This is a genomic window from Pseudomonas mosselii, assembly GCF_019823065.1.
Lineage (GTDB): Bacteria > Pseudomonadota > Gammaproteobacteria > Pseudomonadales > Pseudomonadaceae > Aquipseudomonas > Aquipseudomonas mosselii.
The window spans coordinates 3,277,330-3,300,322 of sequence record NZ_CP081966.1 but is presented as its reverse complement, the minus strand read 5'-3'; the positions used below and the strand labels follow the sequence as shown (position 1 = coordinate 3,300,322).

2 protein-coding genes (1 of these 2 cut by a window edge) are annotated in these 22,993 nt (G+C 69.6%); both read left to right on the top strand.

Annotated elements, in window-relative coordinates; all coding sequences use genetic code 11:
* A protein-coding gene (locus K5H97_RS15385) for a non-ribosomal peptide synthase/polyketide synthase (RefSeq protein ID WP_222577990.1) crosses the window boundary here: on the top strand, window positions 1-8,474 show its 3' end. 16,984 nt of this gene lie to the left of the window's left edge; the window shows 8,474 of its 25,458 coding nt (coding positions 16,985-25,458); its start codon lies off the left edge, out of view; the stop codon is at window positions 8,472-8,474.
* On the top strand, window positions 8,471-22,993 hold the full coding sequence (locus K5H97_RS15380; protein ID WP_028691508.1) for a non-ribosomal peptide synthetase: 14,523 nt from the start codon (window positions 8,471-8,473) through the stop codon (window positions 22,991-22,993). Before K5H97_RS15385 ends, K5H97_RS15380 begins: the two co-directional genes overlap by 4 nt.

Here is a 22,993-nt window from a genome sequence, read left to right as displayed (position 1 = left end):
GTCTGCTGGCCCACGAGCAAGCGTCCCTGGCCCTGGCTCAGCGTTGCAGCGGTGTGCCGGCCTCCCAGGCGCTGTTCACCAGCCTGCTCAACTACCGCCACAGCGCGGCGACCGGGGCGCAGCGCGCACAGGCTTGGCAGGGCATCGAACTGCTGGCCGCCCATGAGCGCAGCAACTACCCGCTGGTGGTCAGCGTCGACGACCTGGGTGACGGTTTCATCCTGACCGTGCAGGCGGTGCCGCAAGTGGAGGGGGCACTGGTCTGCCAGCTGCTGCAGACGGCCCTGGCGCGGTTGGCCGATACCCTGGCGGACACGCCGGCGGCGCCGTTGAACGGTATCAACGCCTTGCCGGACGCCGAGCGCGAGCGCGTGGCGCGGCAGTTCAACGCGACCCGTCGCGACTATCCCCGCGACCTGCCCGTGCATGCCCTGTTCGAGGCGCAGGCCAAGGCCTGCCCGGATGCGCTGGCGGTGGCCCATGGCACGCGGCGCTGGAGCTACCAGGCGCTCGACCGGCAGGCCAACCGGCTGGGCGGGTACCTGCTGGAGCAGGGCGTACAAGCGGGTGACCGGGTAGCCTTGCTGCTGCCACGTTCGTTCGACCTGCTGGCGGCCCAGCTGGCGGTGAGCAAATGCGCGGCGGTGTTCGTGCCGCTGGACGGCAACGCCCCGGCCGAGCGCCAGACGTTCATGGTGGCCGACAGCCAGGCGCGACTGCTGTTGACCCACAGCGACCAGCCGCAAGTGGAGGGCGCGCGCCGGGTCGAACTCGACCGCCTCGACCTGAGCGGATATACCGATGCGCCGCTGGGCCTGGCGGTGGACGCCGGCAGCGTGGCGTACATCATGTACACCTCTGGCTCCACCGGCACGCCGAAGGGCGTGCAGGTGCCGCACCGGGCCATCGTGCGCCTGGTGATCAACAACGGCTTTGCCGATTTCAACAGCCAGGACCGCGTGGCCTTCGCCTCCAACCCGGCGTTCGACGCCAGCACCCTGGAAGTCTGGGCGCCACTGCTCAACGGCGGCGCGGTGGTGGTGATCGACCAGGACACGGTCCTGTCGCGCCAGGGCCTGCGCGAAGTGCTGCTGGAGCAGGGCGTCACCGTACTGTGGCTGACCGCCGGCCTGTTCCACCAGTTCGCCGACGACCTGCTGCCAGCGTTCCGAGCGCTTCGCTACCTGATGGTCGGTGGCGATGTGCTGGACCCGGCGGTGATCGCCCGGGTACTGCGCGATGGTGCGCCGCAACACCTGCTCAATGGCTACGGCCCGACCGAGGCCACTACTTTCAGCACCACCCACGAAATCACCGTGGTGGGCGAGGGCAGCATCCCGATTGGCAAGCCGATCGGTAACAGCCGCTGCTATGTGCTCGATGCCCGCCAGCAACTGCTGCCAGTGGGGGCGGTGGGCGAGTTGTATATCGCCGGTGACGGCGTGGCCCTGGGCTACCTGGGCCAGCCGGAACTGACGGCTGAGCGCTTCCTGCCTGATCCGTTCAACGGCGGCACGATGTACCGCAGCGGCGACCTGGTGAGCTGGCAGGCCGACGGTACCCTGCGTTACCTGGGCCGTGCCGACCAGCAGGTCAAGCTGCGTGGCTTCCGTATCGAACTGGGCGAGATCGAGGCGCGTCTGGGCGAGTGTCCGGGGGTTCGCGATGCCGCCGTGATCGTGCGGGAGGACGCGCCGGGCGATAAGCGCCTGGTGGCCTATTTCACTGGCCATCAGGCAATTGCCGAACTGCACCAGCAACTGCAAGGCCAACTGCCGGACTACATGTTGCCGTCGGCCTATGTACAGCTGGATGCGCTGCCGCTGACCGCCAACGGCAAGCTTGACCGCCGCGCCTTGCCGCAGCCGGGCAGCGAGGCGCTGGTCAGCCGTGCCTTCGAGGCGCCGCAAGGTGAGATCGAAACCGCGCTGGCCGCGATCTGGGCCGAAGTGCTCAAGGTCGAGCAGGTTGGTCGCCATGACCACTTCTTCGAGCTGGGCGGCCATTCGCTGCTCGCGGTGAGCCTGATCGAGCGCATGCGCAAGGCCGGCCTGGATGCCGACGTGCGCGTGCTGTTCGCCCAGCCGACCCTGGCTGCGCTGGCGGCTGCTGTTGGCTCCGGGCGTGAAGTGGCAGTGCCTGAGAACCGTGTGCCGCAAGGTGCGACGCAGATCACCCCGGACATGCTCAGCCTGATCGACCTGGACCAGGCCAGCATCGATCGTATCGTCGCCACCGTGCCGGGGGGGCCGGCCAACGTGCAGGAAATCTACCCGTTGGCGCCGCTTCAGGAAGGCATCCTCTTCCACCACCTCAGTGCCGAGCAGGGTGACCCATACCTATTGCAGACCCGCCTTGCCTTCGACAGCCTGGATCGGTTGCAGGCCTGCGCCGAAGCCCTGCAACAGGTCATTGACCGCCACGACATCCTGCGCACCTCGGTGGTCTGGGAAGGGCTGGGCGAGCCGGTGCAGGTGGTCTGGCGCCAGGCCCAGCTTGCAGTCAACGAAGTCACCGGGCTCGGCGAAGAGGCGGTGATCGAGCGGTTGCACGCGCACTTCGATGCCCGCCTGCAACGCCTGGACCTGACCCAGGCGCCGCTGCTGCGCCTGACGTACGCCTTGGACCCGGCCCTGCAGCGGGTGGTGGCCGTCCTGCACTTCCACCACCTGGCCCTGGACCACACGGCGATGGAGGTGATCGTCCACGAGCTGCAGGCGATTCTCTCCGGTCGCCAGCACCTGTTGAGCGCGCCCGTGCCGTACCGCACCTACGTGGCCCAGGTACGCCTGGGCGCCGCCGAGGCGGGGCACGAGGCGTTCTTCCGCGACATGCTCGGCGATGTCGACGAGCCCACCCTGCCGATGGGCCTGGCCGATGTGCAGGGCGACGGGCGCGATATCGAGGAGTCGCGCCTGCCGCTGGATCCGGCCTTGTCGCGCCGGGTGCGCGAGCAGGCAAGGGCCCTTGGGGTCAGCGCCGCGAGCCTGATGCACCTGGCCTGGGCACGCGTGGTGGGTGTGCTGGCGGGGCGTCGCGACGTGGTGTTCGGCACCGTGCTGATGGGCCGCCTGCAAGGCGGCGAGGGCGCCGACCGGGCGCTGGGGGTGTTCATCAATACCTTGCCGCTGCGCATCGACACCGCCAAGGGCACCCGCGCCGCGGTGCAGGCCACCCACCAGCGGCTGTCGGCGCTGCTCGGGCATGAGCATGCGTCATTGGCGTTGGCCCAGCGTTGCAGCGGCGTGCCGGCCTCGGCGCCGCTATTCAGTGCCTTGCTCAACTACCGTCACAGCCCGACGGATAAGGCCGGTGTGGATGCTTCAGGGTTCCAGGGCATGCATCAGCTGGGCGGTGAAGAACGCAGCAATTACCCGCTGACCCTGAGCGTGGACGACCACGGGGAAGGCTTCAGCCTCAGCGTGCTGGCCCAGTTGGGGATTGGTGCCGAACGGGTCGCAGGTTGGATGACCGCTGCCGTGAGCCAATTGATCCAGGCGTTGGAGCAGGGTGGCGCGGCGCAGGTCGACAGGCTGCCCATCCTCGACGGTGCGCAGCGAGGCCAGGTGCTTGAAGGTTTCAATGCCACGGCCGTGGACTACCCGCAAGGGCAGACCGTGCACGCGTTGGTCGAGGCTCAATCGCCCGAAGCATTGGCCGTTGTACAGGGTGAACTGGGCCTGAGCTACGGCGAGCTCAACCAGCGTGCCAACCGCCTGGCTCATCACCTGATCGAGCGTGGCGTGGTCCTGGGGGATCGCGTGGCACTGTGCCTGGAACGTGGTCCGCAACGGATGGTGGCGATGCTGGCCGTGCTCAAGGCCGGCGCGGCGTATGTGCCGGTCGATCCGGGTTATCCGTCGGAGCGGATTACCTATCTGCTCAGCGATAGTGCGCCGGCGCTGGTGCTGGTCGAATCGGCCACCGAAGCGTTGGCAGGGGATGTGGCCAAGGCTGTTCTGGATGCTGATGCCTGTGCCGACCAACCTGCCAGCAACCCAGTGGTTGTGGGGCTGGACGAGAATCAGCTGGCCTATGTGATCTACACCTCCGGCTCCACCGGCCAGCCCAAGGGGGTGATGGTCGAGCACCGCACCCTGGCCAACCTGATCCACTGGCATTGCCAGGCCTTCGATCTGGGCGCAGGCAGCGACACCTCCAGCGTCGCCGGCTTCGGCTTCGACGCCATGGCCTGGGAAGCCTGGCCGGCCCTGTGCACCGGGGCGGTGCTGCACCTGCCGCCGGCGTCCATCGGCGGCGAGCATGTCGATGAACTGCTCGACTGGTGGCTGGAGCAGCCGCTGCACGTGAGCTTCCTGCCGACACCGGTCGCCGAGCAGGCGCTGCGCCGCGAACGCCAGCACCCGACCCTGCGCACGCTGCTGGTCGGCGGTGATCGCCTGCGCCAGTTCGACCGTGACCCGGGCTTTGCGCTGGTCAACAACTATGGCCCGACCGAAACCACCGTGGTGGCGACGTCGGGGCAACTTCAACCGGGCGGTGCGCTGCATATCGGCAAGCCGACCGCCAACACCTGCGTCTATGTGTTGGACGAGCAACGCCAACCCGTACCGGTGGGTGTGATAGGCGAGTTGTACATCGGTGGTGCGCAGGTCGCCCGAGGTTACTTCAACCGTCCTGAACTGACCGCCGAGCGCTTTGTCGACGATCCGTTCAACGGCGGCCGGATGTACCGCACGGGCGATCTGGTGCGCTGGAATGCCGACGGCACGCTGGACTACCAGGGCCGCAATGACGACCAGGTGAAGATCCGTGGCGTGCGGGTCGAGCTGGGCGAGATCGAGGCCGCGCTGAAGGCTCAGTCGGGTATCGCGGATGCCGTGGTACTGGTGCGCAACGAACGCCTGCTGGCCTGGTTCACCGAAGCTGCCGTGGTCGATCTCGACACCTTGCGCCAAGGCCTGCAAACCCGCCTTCCTGGCCACTTGATACCGCAAGCCTTCGTCCGCCTGGACGAGTTGCCACTGACCCGCCACGGCAAGCTGGACCGCAAGGCGCTGCCGGACCCTGATCCTTCGGCGGTGGCACGCGAGGTCTATGTCGCCCCAATCGGCGCGACCGAGGAGGCGATGGCCGCGATCTGGGCTGAAGTCCTGGGCATCGAACAGGTCGGTCGCCACGACAACTTCTTCGAACTCGGCGGCCACTCGCTGCTGGCGGTAAGCCTCACCGCGCGCCTGCGCCATGCCGGCCTGCAGGCCGACGTGCGCACGTTGTTCGGCCAGCCGACGGTAGCGGCGTTGGCGGCGACCCTGGGCCATGGCCGCCAGGTCGAGGTGCCGGCCAACCGGATCCCGGCCGGCTGCACCCGGATCACTCCGGACATGCTGCCACTGGTGGACCTTGAACCGGCTGCCATCGAGCGCATCGTCGCCACGGTGCCGGGCGGCGCGGCCAACGTGCAGGACATCTACCCGCTGGCGCCGTTGCAGGAAGGCATCCTTTACCACCACCTCAGCTCGCCGGAGCACGATCCCTATGTGCTGCAGTCGCGCATGGCCTTCACCAGCCGTGACCGGCTGTACGCCTTCGTCGATGCGCTGGGCAAGGTCATCGCCCGTCATGACGTGCTGCGTACTTCAGTGCTGTGGGACGGCCTGCCGCAGGCATTGCAAGTGGTCTGGCGCCAGGCTGACCTGGCGTTGCTCGAGGTGGCTGAAGAGGCAGCGGTGCCCCACGCTTTGGCCCTGGATCAGGCGCCACTGGTGCGCCTGTACCACTGGCCGGACGCGCAGGGCGCCGGACGGCAGGCTGTGCTGCAGTTCCACCATATCGTCCTCGACCATACCGCGCTGGATGTGCTCGGCCGGGAACTGGTCGGTTATCTGCAAGGTGCGTCGGTGCCCGCCGAACAGGGCGCGCCGTACCGCAACTACGTGGCCCAGGCGCGGCTGGGCGTCAGCCAGGCCGAGCACGAGGCGTTCTTCCGCGAGCAGTTGGGGGATATCGACGAGCCGACCCTGCCGTTCGGCCTGAGTGATGTGCAGGTCGATGGGCTCGGTATCGAAGAGGCCCAGCTGTGGCTGGACGAACCCCTGGCCACCGCTCTGCGTCAGCAGGCCCGGCAGCTGGGCATCAGCGTCGCCAGCCTGTTCCACCTGGCCTACGCCCGCTTGCTGGCCGCCGCCAGCGACCGTGACAGCGTGGTATTCGGCACCGTGCTGCTCGGTCGCCTGGAAGGCGGCGCGGGAGCGGACCAGGCGCTGGGCATGTTCATCAACACCTTGCCGCTGCGCCTGGACCTTGCAGGCATCAACCTGCAGGACGCTGTGCGTCAGACCCAGCAGCGCCTGAGCGCCTTGCTCGCCCATGAACATGCCTCGCTGGCCCTGGCCCAACGTTGCAGCGGCGTGCCGGCCCCGGCGCCGCTGTTCAGCGCGATGCTCAACTACCGCCACGGCAGCCAGGCGGACGAGGAGCAGCGCCAGGCCCTGCAAGGCATCGAGACCCTCGACAGCAACGAGCGCAGCAACTATCCGCTGAGCCTGAGCGTGGACGATATTGGCGAGCGTTTCCGCCTGGTCACCCTGGCCCCGGCGGCGGTCGGCGCCGCGCGTGTCTGCGAGCAGATGCGCCGGGTGCTGGAGGCCATGGCCGAGGCCTTGGCCCATCAGCCACGGCAAGCGCTGCTGCAACTACCAGTGCTGTCGGGCGAGGAACGCGATCAGCTGGTGCACGACTTCAACCGCACGGCGCAGCCCCACGACCTGAATCGGACCCTCCAGGAACTGTTCGAGGCCCAGGCCTTGCGCAGGCCCGAGGCCGTTGCGCTCAGCGCCGAGCAGGGTGAACTCAGTTATGAGCAGCTCAATGCCCAGGCCAACCGCCTGGCCCATCACCTGATCGCGCTGGGTGTGCGGCCCGACGACCGGGTGGCGATCTGTGTCGAGCGCGGGCTGTCGCTGGTGGTCGGCCTGCTGGCGATCCTCAAGGCCGGTGGTGCCTATGTGCCGCTGGACCCCGACTATCCAGCCGAACGGATCCGCCACATGCTGGTCGACAGCCAGCCAAGGGCGGTCCTGGTGCAGACGGCCACCCGGGCGCTGATGGGGGATCTGCCACTGACGCAGGTTGATCTCGACCAGGCGGACTGGACCCGTCAGCCAAGCCACAACCCACAGGTGCCGGGCCTGACCGCCGCCAACCTGGCCTATGTGATCTACACCTCCGGCTCCACCGGGCTGCCCAAGGGGGTGATGGTCGAGCACCGCAACGTGGTCAACCTGGTGCGCTGGAGCGCCGGGTTGTTCCCAGGTGAGGGTGCGTTGTTGCACAAGACCCCGGTGAGCTTCGACGCCTCGGTGTGGGAGCTGTTCTGGCCGCTGTGCAGCGGCGTGCGCCTGGTGCTGGCGCGCCCGGACGGCCACCGCGACCCGCAGTACGTGGCCGAGCTGATCCGCCAGCAACAGGTGGGCGTGGTGCAGTTTGTGCCGGCGCTGTTGCAACAGTTCCTCGAACACGACGCCAGCGCGGCCTGCGACAGCCTCACTGATATCGTCTGCGGCGGTGGCGAGCTGACCGAGGTCCTGGTGCGCCAGGTGCGCGAGCGCCTGCCACGGGCAAGGCTGCACAATGTCTACGGGCCGACCGAAACCACGGTCGATTGCAGCGTCTGCACTTTGCACCCGCAGGATCCGCTGACGCCGGGGGCGCTGCCGATTGGCCGGCCCATCGACAACACCCGTCTGTACGTACTCGATGGCCACGACCAGCCTGTGCCATTGGGCGTCGCCGGCCAACTGCACATCGGTGGCGCCGGGGTGGCGCGTGGCTACCTGGGGTTGCCGGAGCAACAGGCCGAGCGCTTCATCGCCAGCCCGTTCGCCGACGGGGAGCGCCTGTACCGCAGTGGCGACCGTGTGCGCCAGCGCGCGGACGGCAGCCTTGAGTTCCTCGGCCGCACCGACCACCAGATCAAGCTGCGCGGCCTGCGCATCGAGCCGGGCGAGATCGAAGCCTGCCTCACCCGGGTGCCTGGGGTACGTGAAGCCGTGGTGCTGGTGCACGACGCCCAGCCGGCCGGCCCGCGCCTGGTGGCCTACGTCACCGGCGACGTGCCGCCCGCCGAGGCCTTGCGCGAAGCGCTGCTGGGGCAACTGCCCGAGTACATGGTCCCGGCGCTGTTCATGGCCCTCGACACCATGCCGCTGACCCCCAATGGCAAGCTTGACCGCAAGGCGCTGCCGCAGCCGGACCTGCCAGCGCGGGCCTACGAGGCGCCGCAGGGCGACACCGAACAGCTGCTGGCGCGTATCTGGGGCGAGCTGCTGGGCGTGGAGCGGATAGGGCGCCACGACAACTTCTTCGAACTGGGCGGCCACTCGCTGCTGGCCGTGACCCTAACCTCGCGCTTGCGCGAGGCGGGCCTGGAGGCCGACGTGCGCAGCCTGTTCGAACACCCGACGCTGGCAGGCTATGCCGCCATCACAGACAGAATGGAGATCGTCCTGTGAGCATCAACGAACTACTGGCGACCTTGGCCGCCAACAATGTCCAGCTGGCCCTCAAGGATGGCCAGCTGGTAGTCCAGGGCAATCGCCAGGCCCTGAGCGACGCCGCGTTGGTGGCGCGGCTGCGCGAGCACAAGCCGGCGCTGCTGGGGATGCTCGAGCGTGGCGAGTACGTGGCGGCGCGCCAGGGCAACGTCGAGGTACCGGAAAACCGCATTCCGGCCGGCTGCACTCGGATCACCCCAGCCGTGCTCAGCCTGGTCGAACTCGATCAGGCCAGCATCGACCAACTGGTCGAAGGCGTGCCCGGCGGCGCGGTCAATGTGCAGGACATCTACCCGCTGGTGCCGTTGCAGCAAGGCATGCTGTTCCACCATGCCAGCGCCGGCGACCACGATCCCTACGTGATGCAGGCGCGCTTCGTGTTCGCCAGCAGCGCCCGGGTCGAGGCCTTCGCGCAGGCCCTGCAAGGGGTGATCGACCGTCACGACATCCTGCGCACCTCGGTGCACTGGAAGGCCCTGGAGACGCCGGTGCAGGTGGTCTGGCGCCGGGCCCGGCTGCGGGTCATCCAGCTCGCCGAGGGCCAGCTGCCGGACAGCGGCTTCGACCTGACCCAGGCACCGTTGATCCGCCTGCAATGCCAGGCGCCGGAGGCGGATGGGCAGGTCCACGCGACCCTGCAGTTCCACCACGTGGCCATGGACCACAGCGCCCTTGAGGTGGTGCGCCACGAGATGCTCGCCTTCCTGCTCGGCGAAAGTGCCCGGCTGGGCCGCCCGCTGCCGTTCCGCAACCATGTGGCCCAAGCCCTGCTGGGCATCGGCGAGGCCGAGCACGAGGCGTTCTTCCGCGACATGCTCGGCGGCGTGGACGCGCCGACCCTGGCCTATGGCCTGGCCGATGTGCAGGGCGATGGCGCGGCGCTGAACGAGCACGCGCTGGACCTCGACCTGGCGTTGTGTCGCGAGCTGCGCGCCCATGCCCGCAGCCAGGGGGTGAGCGTCGCCAGCCTGTTCCACCTGGCCTGGGCACGGGTGCTGGGCGGCCTGACCGGGCGCGACCAGGTGGTGTTCGGCACCGTGCTGATGGGCCGCCTGCAAGGCGCCGAGGCTACCGACCGGGCGCTGGGCATCTTCATCAACACGCTGCCGTTGCGGGTGGACCTTAACGACGCCGACTTGGCCTGCGCGATCAAGGCCACCCACCAGCGCCTGAGCACGCTGATGCGCCATGAGCACGCGCCCCTGGCCCTGGCCCAGCGCTGCAGCGGCGTGGCAGCGCCGTCGCCGCTGTTCAATGCCTTGCTCAACTACCGCCACAGCGCGGCCTCGGGCTCCGAAGCGGTGCTGCGCGCCGGCTGGGCCGGGATCGAGATCGTGCATGCCGCCGAAGCCACCAACTACCCCTTGACCTTGAGTGTCGACGACTTCGGCGAAGCCTTCCGCCTGACCCTGCTGGCCAGTCCCGAGGTGCCGGCACGGCGCGTCTGCGCCTATCTGGAGCAGACCCTGCGCAGCCTGCTTGCGGCGACGCCCGCCACTGAAGTCAGGGCGCTGCCGATGCTGCCTGCCGACGAGCGTGAGGAGCTGCTGGAAACCTTCAACCAGACCCCGGGCATCGAACAGCCGCACGGTCCGCTGCATCGGCGCATCGAGGCCGTGGCCCAGGTCCATCCCCATGCCCTGGCCGCCACTGCCAACGAGCAGTCGCTGACCTACCAGCACCTGAACCAGCGCGCCAATGCCCTGGCCCACCACCTGATCGATCTGGGCGTTCGTCCCGACGACCGCGTGGCAGTGTTCGCCCGCCGTGGCCTGGACACGCTGATTGGCCTGGTCGCGGTGCTCAAGGCCGGCGCCGGCTACGTGCCGGTGGACCCGGCCCACCCGGACGAGCGTGTGCGCTACCTGCTCGACGACAGCGCGCCAGTGGCCGTGTTGACCCAACACGGCTTGCGGGGTCGCCTGGGTGGGATCACGGTGCCCGTGCTGGTGCTCGATCAGCCTGACTGGCCGCAGCGGTTGGACGACCCCGTCGTCGCCCTGGGACCGGAACACCTGGCCTACGTGATCTACACCTCGGGCTCCACCGGGCAGCCGAAGGGGGTGATGGTCGAGCACCGCACCCTGAACAACCTGGTGGACTGGCACTGCCGGGCCTTCGACCTGTGCCTGGGCCGGCACACTTCGAGCCTGGCCGGTTTCGGCTTCGACGCCATGGCCTGGGAGGTCTGGCCGGCGCTATGCGCCGGGGCCACCCTGCACCTGGCACCCGTCGGCGAGGGCCACGAGGACCTCGATGCGTTGCTGGCCTGGTGGCGCGAGCAACCGCTGGATATCAGCTTCCTGCCGACGCCGGTGGCCGAATACGCTTTCAGTCATCAGCTCGGACACCCGACCCTGCGTACCCTGCTGATCGGCGGCGATCGTCTGCGTCAGTTCAATCGCACCCAGACCTTCGCCGTGGTCAACAACTACGGCCCGACCGAGACCACCGTGGTGGCCAGTTCCGGGGGGCTGGAGGCGGGGGGCGCGCTGCACATCGGCGGCCCCGTGGACAATGCCCGTCTGTACGTGCTCGACGCCGATCTGCAGCACGTGCCATTGGGCGTGGCGGGCGAGCTGTACATCGGCGGCTCCGGCGTCGCCCGTGGCTACCTCGGCCGCCCGCAGCTGACCGCCGAGCGTTTTCTGGACGATCCGTTCTCTACAACGCCGGGCGCGCGCATGTACCGCACCGGTGACCTGGTGCGTTGGCTGGCCGACGGCACCCTCGACTATCTGGGGCGCAACGACGACCAGGTGAAGATTCGCGGGGTGCGCATCGAGCTGGGAGAAATCGAGAACCGGCTGAACAGCCTGCCGGGCATCGGCGAGGCCGTGGTGGTGGCCCGCGAGGACCAGCCTGGCCAGCCGCGGCTGGTGGCGTATTTCACCGCGCAAGCCGGCCTCGAGGCGCCCTTGCCTGAGATCCTGCGCACGCAACTGCTCGCCCATCTGCCGGAGTACATGGTGCCGGTGGCCTTCGTCGCCCTGCAGGCGCTGCCGCTGACCGCCAACGGCAAGCTCGACCGCCGGGCGTTGCCGGCACCGGAGCGTTCGGCGCTGTTCGAGCGTGGCTACGTGGCCCCCGAGGGTGAACTGGAAAGCGCCCTGGCCCAGCTGTGGGCCGAACTGCTGCAGGTGGAACAGGTCGGGCGGCATGACCATTTCTTCGCCCTGGGTGGCCATTCGCTGCTGGCCATGCGCATGGTGTCCCAGGTGCGCCTGCGGCTCGGCGTCGAGCTGACCCTGGCCGAGCTGTTCGCCAATCCCGAGCTGGCCGCCGTGGCCCAGGTGCTGGCCAGCGCCGGGCACAGCGCGCTGCCGGCCATCGTTGCGGTGTCCCGCGAGCAGCCCCTGCCGTTGTCGTTCGCCCAGCAGCGGCTGTGGTTCCTGGCCCAGCTGGAGGGCGGCAGCCAGGCCTATAACGTGCCGCTGGCCCTGGGCCTGCGCGGCTCGCTGGATGCCGACGCACTGGAGCGTGCCCTGCTATGCATCGTCGCGCGCCATGAGGGCCTGCGCAGCCGCTTCGTGCCCGCAGGCGACAGTGCCGAGGTGCACATCGCCGACAGACCGCAACCGGGCTGGCTGCGGCGCCTGAGGCTGGCGCCCGATGACCTGGCCGCGCACCTGCAGGCCGAGGCCACCGCGCCGTTCGACCTGGTCGAGGGGCCCTTGCTGCGCGCCAGCCTGCTGCGCCTGGAGGATCAGCACCATGTGCTGCTGCTGACCCTGCACCATATCGTCGCCGACGGCTGGTCCCTCGGCGTGCTGACCCGTGAGCTGGGCGCGCTGTACCCGGCCATGCGCCAGGGCCTGGACGATCCGTTGCCGACCCTGGGGATCCAGTACGGTGACTACGCCGTGTGGCAGCGGCGCTGGCTGGCCGGTGAGCAGCTGCAACGCCAGGCCGACTACTGGCGCCAGGCCCTGGATGGCGCGCCGACCCTGTTGAGCCTGCCGAGTGATCGGCCACGGCCGCCACGCCAGGACTTCAGCGGCGCCAGCCTGGCCCTGCAGTTGGATGCGCGTCTCGGTGCCGGCCTGCGGGCGCTGGCCCAGCGGCATCAGGCGACCCTGTACATGGTGCTGCTCAGTGCCTGGGCCGCGACCTTGGCACGTCTGTCCGGGCAAAATGAGGTCGTGGTGGGCTGCCCGGTGGCCGGACGCGGCCATGCCGAGCTGGAGCCGCTGGTGGGGTTGTTCGTCAACACCCTGGCGCTGCGCATCGACATGTCGGGCGCGCCGAGCAGCGAGCGCCTGCTGGGTCAGGTGAAGGCCCGCCTGCTCGATGCCCAGGCGCATCAGGACCTGCCGTTCGAGCAGGTGGTGGAGATCGTCCGCCCGGCGCGCAGCCTCGGCCATACGCCGTTGTTCCAGACCACCCTCAACTGGCTGGCCACCGAGGGCGCCGCGCCGAGCCTGGCGGGATTGCGCCTGGAGGGCGTGGCCCAGGCCAACCAGGTGGCCAAGTTCGACCTGTCGCTGAGCATGGGCGAGCAGGGCGAGGCGCTGGTCGGCAGCCTCGAGTACGCCACGGCGCTGTTCGATGAAAGCAGCGTGCGCCGTTTCGCCGGTTACTTCGAGCGCCTGCTGCAGACGATGGTCGCCAACGACCAGGCCTCCCTGGCCGAGGTCGAACTGGTCGGTGACGTCGAACGCCGGCGCCTGCTGCAGACCTTCAACGGCAGTGCCCGGCCATTCCCGGTCGACCAGACCCTGCCGACCCTGATCGAGGCCCAGGCCACCCGTGCCCCACAGGCGCTGGCCGCCGTGGCCGGCGATGCACGCCTGAGCTACTGCGAGCTGAACCAGCGCGCCAACGCCCTGGCCCATCACCTGATCGAACGGGGCGTGGGGCCCGACGACCGGGTGGCGGTGGTCGCCCGGCGCGGGTTGGATACCCTGGTGGCGCTGCTGGCGGTGCTCAAGGCCGGTGGCGCCTATGTGCCGGTGGACCCGACGCATCCGGATGAGCGCCTGCGCTACCTGCTCGAAGACAGCGCCCCCGTGGTGGTCCTGGCCCAGCAGGTGTTGCTGGCGCGCCTGGAGGGGTTGGCCGTGCCCGTGTTGGCACTGGACCGGGCGGACTGGCCGGCGCGCACGGACAATCCCGGGCGGCACGACCTGTTGGCCAGCCACCTGGCCTACGTGATCTACACCTCCGGCTCCACCGGGCAGCCCAAGGGCGTGATGGTCGAGCACCGTACCCTGGCCAACCTGGTGCACTGGCACTGCAAGGCCTTCGAGCTGGGCGCCGGCGAGCACACTGCCAGCGTCGCCGGCTTCGGCTTCGACGCCATGGCCTGGGAGGTCTGGCCGGCCCTGTGCGCCGGCGCGGTGCTGCACCTGCCACCGGCCGAGCTGGGCAACGAGCAGCTCGACGGGCTGCTGGCCTGGTGGCTGGAGCAACCGCTGAAGGTGGCCTTCCTGCCGACACCGGTCGCCGAATATGCCTTCACCCAGGGGCTGCGCCATCCGACCCTGCGCACCCTGCTGATCGGTGGCGACCGCCTGCGCCAGTTCACCAGCGATCCGGGCTGCGTGGTGGTCAACAACTACGGCCCCACCGAGGCGACGGTGGTCGCCACCTCCGGCCTGGTGCTGCCGGGCGGGGCGCTGGACATCGGCCGGCCGATCGCCAATGCCCGGGTCTACCTGCTGGACGAGGCGCGGCAACTGGTACCGTGCGGCGTGACCGGCGAGCTCTACGTGGGCGGTGCCGGGGTGGCGCGGGGCTATCTGAACCGTGCGCAACTGACGGCCGAGCGCTTCCTCGACGACCCGTTCAGCGAGCAGCCCGGCGCACGCATGTACCGCACTGGCGACCTGGCCCGCTGGAACGCCGACGGCACCCTGGACTACCTGGGCCGCAACGACGACCAGGTGAAGGTGCGCGGCCTGCGCATCGAGCTGGGCGAGATCGAGGCACAACTGCTGGCCTTGCCCGGCGTCGCCGAAGCGCTGGTGCTGGCCCGCGAGGACCAGCCCGGCCAGCCGCGACTGGTGGCCTACTACATTGCCGGCCCCGAGGCGCAGCCGGTCGGTGCCCTGCGCGCCGCCCTGCAGCAGCGCCTGCCGGCCTACATGGTGCCGGCGGCCCTGGTGCGCCTGGATGCCTGGCCATTGACCGCCAACGGCAAGGTCGACCGCCGGGCGCTGCCGTTGCCTGAGCGCGAGGCGTCGGCCAGCCAGGCCCACGAAGCCGCCGAAGGCGCCCTGGAAACGGCCCTGGCCGAGCTCTGGTGCGAGCTGCTGCAGCTGGAACGGGTGGGGCGCCAGGACCGCTTCTTCGAACTGGGCGGCCATTCGCTGCTGGCCATGCGCATGGTCGGCCAGGTGCGTGCACGCCTCGGCCGGGAGTTGTCGCTGGGCGAGCTGTTCGCCGATGACCGTCTGCTGGCGGTGGCGGCGACCCTGGCCGAGCGCGGCGGCGAGGTGCTGCCGGCCATCGAACCGACGCCCCGTGGCCAGTCCCTGCCGCTGTCGTTCGCCCAGCAGCGCCTGTGGTTCCTGGCGCAGATGGACGATGCCAGCGCCGCCTACCATATTCCCCTGGGCTTGGTCATGCGCGGCCCGCTGGACCGTGCGGCGCTGGAGCGGGCACTTGCGCGCATCATCGAGCGTCACGAAAGCCTGCGCAGCCACTTCACCCAGGAAGGCGCCGAGGCGCGGGTGCGCGTGGCCCCAGGGCGCGGTGGCTTCGCCCTGGTCTGGCACGACCTGCGCGGCGCCGAGCAGCAGCTGCCCGAACTGATGCACGCCGAAGCGCTGCTGCCCTTCGACCTGGCGCACCAGTTGCCGGTGCGCGGCCGCCTGCTGTGCCTGGCGGCGGAGCATCATGTGCTGCTGCTGACCTTGCACCATATCGTCGCCGATGGCTGGTCGATGGGGGTGTTCACCCAGGAGCTGGCGGCGCTGTACCAGGCCTTCAGCGCAGGGCGCGACGACCCACTGCCGGCGCTGGCGATCCAGTACGGCGACTACGCCCTGTGGCAGCGCCGCTGGCTGGCCGGCGAGGCGCTGCAGCGCCAGGGCGAATACTGGCAACAGGCACTGGCCGGCGCGCCGGTGCTGCTGACCCTGCCGACCGACCGGCCGCGGCCGGCCCGCCAGGACTATCACGGTGACCGGGTCGAGATACGTTTGGACCGGCGTCTGAGCGAAGACCTCAAGGCACTGTGCCTGCGCCACGGGGTCACCCCGTTCATGCTGTTCGGCGCCGCCTGGGCGGCGCTGCTGGCGCGGCTGTCCGGCCAGGCCGAGGTGGTGATCGGCACGCCGGTGGCCAACCGTCGGCAGGTCGAGGTCGAAGGGCTGATCGGGCTGTTCGTCAACTCCCTGGCCCTGCGCATCGATACCGCCGGACTGCCGGACGTCGGCGCGCTGTTGGCGCGGGTCAAGGCCTGCGTCAGCCAGGCCCAGGACCATCAGGACCTGCCGTTCGAACAGGTGGTGGAACTGCTGCACCCGCCGCGCAGCCTGGCCCATACCCCGCTGTACCAGGTGTCGCTGGCCTGGAACGGCGTCCCGGCCGAGGCCCTGCAACTGGGCGACCTGCAACTGGAGGCGCTGGGCGGCGCGCAGACCTTCGCCAAGTTCGACCTGACCCTGAGCCTGGGCGAGACCGCCGACGGCTACGGCGGTGCCCTGGAGTTCGCCACGGCGCTGTTCGACCGGGCGACCATCGAGCGCCATGTCGGCTACCTGGAACAACTGCTATGGGCGATGGCCGGCAGTGACCAGGCGGTGCCGGCGAAGGTCGAGCTGCTGGGCGCCGCCGAGCGTCGCCAGGAGCTGGTGACCTGCAATGCCAGCGAATTGGTCGGCGGCTTGCAGCAACCGGTGCAGGCGTTGTTCGAGGCGCAGGTGGCGCGCATGCCGCAGGCGTTGGCGGTGCAGGCCGAGGACGGCCAGATGAGCTACCGGCAACTGAACGAGGCGGCCAACCGCCTGGCCCATCAACTGATCGCCCAGGGCGTGGTCGCCGACAGCCGGGTCGCGGTGTGCCTGGCCCGTGGGCCGCAGTTGCTGGTCGGACTGCTGGCGGTGCTCAAGGCCGGCGGCGCTTACGTGCCGCTGGACCCGGGCTACCCCGACGAACGCCTGGCCTACATGCTTGCCGACAGCGCGCCGCTGGCGTTGCTGGTGGATGCCGGCAGCCGCGGGCGCTTCGCCGACAGCCGGGTACCGCGCCTGGACCTCGATCAGCCGGCCTGGGCCGGCCAGTCGCCGGACAATCCGCAAGTCCCGGGGCTGGGGGCCCGCCACCTGGCTTACGTGATCTACACCTCCGGCTCCACGGGCACGCCGAAAGGGGTGATGGTCGAGCACCGCAGCCTGTGCAACCTGGTGCACTGGAGCTCGCGGCTGATCGCCCCGACCGTCGAGGGCGCGCTGCTGCACAAGACCCCGGTGAGCTTCGACGCCTCGGTGTGGGAATTGTTCTGGCCGCTGTGCGCCGGCCTGCGCCTGGTGCTGGCGCGTCCGGACGGCCAGCGCGATCCGGCCTACCTGGCGGCGCTGATCCAGCGCCAGCGGGTCAGCGTGGTGCAGTTCGTGCCGGCGCTGCTGCAGCAGTTCCTTGCCCTGGAGGCCAGCGCGGCCTGCGACAGCCTCACCGATATCGTCTGCGGCGGCGGCGAGCTGACCACGGCATTGCTGCAACAGGTGCGCGAGCGCCTGCCACAGGTGCGGCTGCACAACGTCTATGGCCCGACCGAGGCTACCGTCGATTGCAGCGTCTGGACCCTGGAGCCTGGGCAAGCGCTGCCTGTAAGCGCGCCACCGATCGGCCGGCCGATCGCCAATACCCGGCTGTACGTGCTCGACCGCAACGGCCTGCCGGTGCCCCGTGGCGTAGTGGGCGAGCTGCACATCGGCGGCGTCGGCGTGGCCCGTGGCTACCTGGGCCTGCCCGAACTGGACGCCGAGCGCTTCGGCGACAGCCCGTTCGTGGTCGGTGAGCGCCTATACCGCAGCGGCGACCTGGTGCGCCGCCGCGCCGACGGCGAGCTGGAATTCCTCGGCCGCGACGATTTCCAGGTCAAGCTGCATGGCCTGCGCATCGAACTGGGCGAGATCGAGGCCTGCCTGGCCAGTCATCCGGCCATTCGTGAAGTGGCGGTGCTGCTGCGTGGCGAACGGTTGGTCGCCTGGTTTACCGCCCATGATGAGGCGCCTGGAATCGAGTCACTACGTCGGCATGCCCTGGCGCAGCTGCCGGACTACATGGTGCCGTCGGCCTATGTGGCGATGCCGGCCATGCCGCTGACCGCCAACGGCAAGCTCGACCGCCAGGCGCTGCCCGAGCCCGGCGCCGAGTCTGTGCTCAGCCGTGCCTACGAGGCGCCGCAAGGCGAGGCCGAAACCCATCTGGCAGCGCTTTGGGCCGAGCTGCTGAACGTGTCGAGGGTAGGGCGCCAGGACCACTTCTTCGAACTGGGCGGCCACTCGCTGCTGGCGGTGACCCTGATTGCCCGCCTGCGTGCCGAGGGCCTGGAGGCGGATATCCGCGTGTTGTTCGCCGAGCCGACCCTGGCCGCCCTGGCCGCGACCCTGGGCCAGCATGGCGGGCCCCGGGTGCCGGCCAACCGTATTGGCGCCGGCTGCCGACGCATCACCCCGGACCTGCTGGCGCTGGTGGCGCTGGACCAGGCGGCCATCGACCGCATCGTCGCCCAGGTCCCGGGTGGTGCCGCCAATGTGCAGGACATCTACCCGCTGGGGCCGCTGCAGGCGGGGATTCTCTACCACCACCTGGCCAGCGAGGGTGATGATCCGTACCTGTTGCAGGCGCGTTTCGCCGTGGCCGACCGCGCGCGGCTGGAGGCGCTGCAGCGGGCCTTGGACCAGGTAATCGCCCGTCACGATATCCTGCGTTCCTCGCTGTACTGGGACGGCCTCGCCGAACCGGTGCAGGTGGTGTGGCGCCAGGCATCGCTGCCGGTACAGGAGGTGACCCCGCAGACGCCGCCGGTCTTGCGCCTGGACCTGACCCGCGCCCCCATGCTGCGCTTGCTGCACAGCCAGGACCCGGCCAGCGGTCGCATCACCGCGACCTTGCTGTTCCACCACCTGGTCATGGACCATGTGGCCCAGGATGTGCTGCGCGCCGAACTGCAGGCCTGCCTGCTTGGCGAGCAGCACCGGTTGCCCGCGCCGGTGCCGTACCGCAACTACATCGCCCAGGTGCTGCACGGCGCGGACGAGGCCGGGCACGAGGCGTTCTTCCGCGAACAACTGGGCGACATTGACGAGCCAACCTTGCCCTACGGACCGCATCCGCTGGCGCATCAGGGCGCCGAGGCCGAAGCTCGGATACTGCTGGACGACGGGCTGGCGCGATGCCTGCGCGAGCAAGCGCGATTGCTGGGTGTCGGTGCCGCTAGCCTGATGCACTTGGCCTGGGGGATGGTGCTGGGGCAGTTGTCGGGGCGCGACAGCGTGGTGTTCGGCACCGTGCTGCTCGGTCGCCTGCAGGGTGGCGAAGGCGTGGAGCGCGCCCTGGGCGTGTTCATCAACACCTTGCCGCTGCGTCTGGAGGTGGGCCGCCTGCCGGTACGCGAGGCGTTGCTCGACACCCACCGCCGGCTCACCGGGCTGCTGGTGCACGAGCATGCGCAACTGGCTCTGGCCCAGCGCTGCAGCGCGCTGCCGCCTGGCGCGCCACTGTTCAGTGCCTTGCTCAACTACCGCCACAGTGCCACGGCCCTGGTCCGCGACAGCGCGGCCGGGCGTGCGTGGGAAGGCATCGAGCTGCTGCATGCCGAGGAACGCAGCAACTACCCGCTGGCCCTGAGCATCGACGACCTGGGCGAAGGCTTCGGCCTGACCGCGCAGTGCGCGCCGGGCCTGGATGCGCGGCGCCTGTGCGGTTATCTGCAGCAGGCGCTGGAAAACCTGGTCGAGGCCCTGGCGCAGGATCCCGAGCGAGGCCTGGAACAGCTGGACATCGTGCCGGCCGACGAACGCCAGCGGCTCTTGGTGGGTTACAACGCCACGCAGCGTGACTACCCGCGGCAACTGCCCGTGCAGCGTCTGTTCGAGCAGCAAGTGGCGCGGCACCCGCTTGCGCTGGCGGCGCGCCATGATGAACGTCAACTCACCTATGGCGAACTCAACGAGCAAGCCAACCGCCTGGCCCATTGGCTGATCGGCGAGGGCGTGGCGGCAGGTGACCCGGTGGCGATCCTGCTGCCGCGTTCGTTGCCGTTGCTGGTGGCGCAACTGGCCGTGCTCAAGTGCGCGGCCATCTATGTGCCGTTGGACATCAACGCCCCGGCCGAGCGTCAGGCATTCATGGTTCAGGACTGCCAGGCGGTGGCGCTGCTGACCCTCGGCAGCCTGGCGGCGGAATGCGAGGCGCGGCGCATCGATCTGGATTGCCTGGCCCTCGACGACCAGCCGGCGCACAACCCAAACCTCGCGCAGGAGGCCGACGCGGTGGCCTACGTGATGTACACCTCGGGCTCCACCGGCACGCCGAAGGGAGTGCGGGTGACCCATCGCGGCATCACCCGGCTGGTGCTGAACAACGGCTATGCCGACTTCGACGCCAGCGACCGTTTCGCCTTTGTCTCCAACCCGGCGTTCGACGCCGCCACCCTGGATGTCTGGGGCGGCCTGCTCAACGGCGGCCAGGTGCTGGTGATCGATCACCAGACCCTGGTCGAGCCGGCGCAGTTCGCCAGCGCGTTGCGCCAGGGCGGCGCCAGCGTGATGTTCGTCACCACGGCGCTGTTCAACCAGTATGTGCAGCTGATCCCCGAGGCCCTGGCAGGGCTGCGGGTCCTGCTGTGCGGCGGCGAGCGCGGCGAGCCCGCCAGTTTCCGGGCGTTGCTGGCGCGGGCGCCGAGCCTGCGCCTGGTGCACTGCTACGGGCCCACCGAGACCACCACCTTCGCCACCGCCTGCACCGTGCGGGCCGTGGCCGACGGCGCCGAGCACGTGCCGATCGGCGGCCCGATCGGCAATACCACGGCCTATGTCCTCGATGCACACGGGCGGCTGTTGCCCGAAGGCGTGACTGGCGAGCTGTACATTGGCGGCGACGGCGTCGCGCTGGGCTACCTGAATCGCCCGCAACTGACGGCCGAACGTTTCCTCGACGACCCGTTCGGTGCTGGGCCTGGCGCGAGGTTGTACCGCACCGGCGACCTGGCCCGCTGGCGTGATGACGGCCAGCTGGAATGCCTGGGCCGCACCGACGATCAGGTGAAGATCCGTGGCTTCCGCATCGAGCTGGGCGAGATCGAGCAGCACCTGGCCCAGTGCCCGGGCGTCGACGAAGTCGTGGTCATGGCCCTGCGCCTGGAACAGGGGCCGCTGCGCCTGGTGGCCTGGTACACCCGCACCGACACGGCCCTCGATGGTGTGGCGCTGCGTGGCTTCCTGCGCGAACGGCTGCCGGAGTACATGCTGCCGGCGGCGTTCGTCGCGCTTGCGGCGCTGCCGTTGACCAACAATGGCAAGGTCGACCGCCGGGCGTTGCCACTGCCAGGTGCCCAGGACCTTGCAGTGGCGGTGTTCGAGGCCGCTGCAACGCCGGTCGAGCAGGCGTTGGCCGCGCTGTGGGCGCAGGTGCTGGAAGTCGAGCGGGTGGGGCGCCATGACAGCTTCTTCGAACTGGGCGGGCATTCGCTGTCGGCGATCCGCCTGGTGGGCGAGATGCGCCAGGCAGGCCTGCACACGACCCTGGCGGAGTTGTTCCAGCACCCGACCATCGCCACCCTGGCAGCGCGCCTGGGCGAGGGCGCGGACGAGGACGAAGGCCTGGTCACGGTGCGCGCCGCAGGCAGTCAGCCGGCATTGTTCCTGATCCACGAGTTCAGTGGCCTGGACCTGTACTTCCCGGTCCTGGGGCGGCATATCGAAGGTAATTTCCCCGTCTACGGCCTGGCTGGCGTCGCCCCCGGGGAAGCGCAGCTGAACACTATGGAGTGCCTGGCGGCGCGCCTGGTAGAGCGGATCCGCGCCGTGCAGCCCCACGGGCCGTATCGGCTGGCGGGCTGGTCGTTCGGCGGCGTGCTGGCCTACGAGGTGGCCGCGCAGTTGCTGGGCGCGGACGAGCCGGTGGCCTTCGTCGGCCTCATCGACACCTACGTGCCGCGCCTGAGCGACCAGGGCAAGGCGCGCTGGCAAGGGCCGCATCTGTTGCAAGGACAGCTGTTGCTGCATTGCCGGGTGCATTGGCAGGCGCAGGGCGAGGCGGGGGCGGCGCAGTTGGCCGAAATCGAGGCATTGCAGCCCGGGGCGCTGGCCTTCGATGCGCTGCTCGCCCACTGCCGTGAGCGCCAGCTCCTGGTGCCCGGGCTGGTCCAGGCCAGCGACGGGCAATTGCGCCACTTCTTCGAGCGTCACCTGGCCCATGGGCATGCCTTGGCGCATTACCGCCTGGCACCGTTGCCGGTGCCACTGCACCTGTTCCTGGCCGAGCAGCGCAGCGCCGGCATCGTCACCGACAGCCCGACCCTGGGTTGGGCCGAGGCCTTGCCGGGGCAGGCGTTGCATTGCCTGAGCGTGCCGGGCGACCACCAGAGCATGGTGCAGGATCCGCAGGCGGCGGTGTTGGGCCAGGCCATCGCGCAGGCGATGCAGGCCGCTCCCGGTCTGTTGCCGCCGGCGCACCAGCCGCTGCTGGCGATCCAGAGCGGTACGCCGTCCCATGTGCCGGTGTTCTGCGTGCCGGGGGCCGGTGACAGCGTGACCAGCTTTATCGGCCTGGCCGAGGCGCTGGGGCCGGACTGGCCGGTGCATGGCTTGCAGGCCCGGGGCCTTGCCGTGGGTGAGGTGCCGCACAGCGCGGTGGAGGCCGCCGCCGACTGCCATGTCCGGGCCATCGAGGCGCTGTACCCCGAAGGCCCGTTGAACCTGGTCGGGCATTCGTTCGGTGGCTGGGTGGCCCATGCCATGGCGCTACGCCTGCAGGCCAAGGGGCGTGAAGTGCGCTCCCTGACCCTGATCGACAGCGAGGCGCCGGGCGCGGGGGGCAGTTGCGGCAAACCGTACACCTTTACCCAGGCCCTGCAGCGGCTGATCGAGTCGTTGCAGCTGTCCACCGGCAAGTCGTTGGGCATCGAACCTGCGGCCTTTGCCGAAGCTGACGATCAGGAGCAACTGCGCCAGTTGCACGCGGCCATGGTGCGGGTCGGCCTGATGCCGTCGCGTTCTTCGGCTCAGGCGCTCGAGGGCGTGGTGCGGACCTTCGCCACGGCCCTGCGCACGGTGTACCGTCCCGACGGCGGGTTCAACGGTCTGGCGCGGCTGGTACTGGTGGCTGATCCGAGCCTGGATCTCGCCGGCAACCAGCGTGAACAGCAGGCCATGGAGCAGGGCTGGCGCGAGTGGCTGCCGCAACTGGAGGTATGGCAGGGGCCGGGCAACCACTTCAGCATCCTCAAGGTGCCGGATGTGTTCAGCCTGGCGGCGTGGTGGCATGACGGGCAGGCCCTGTATCACGGCAGGGTGAAGCAGTAA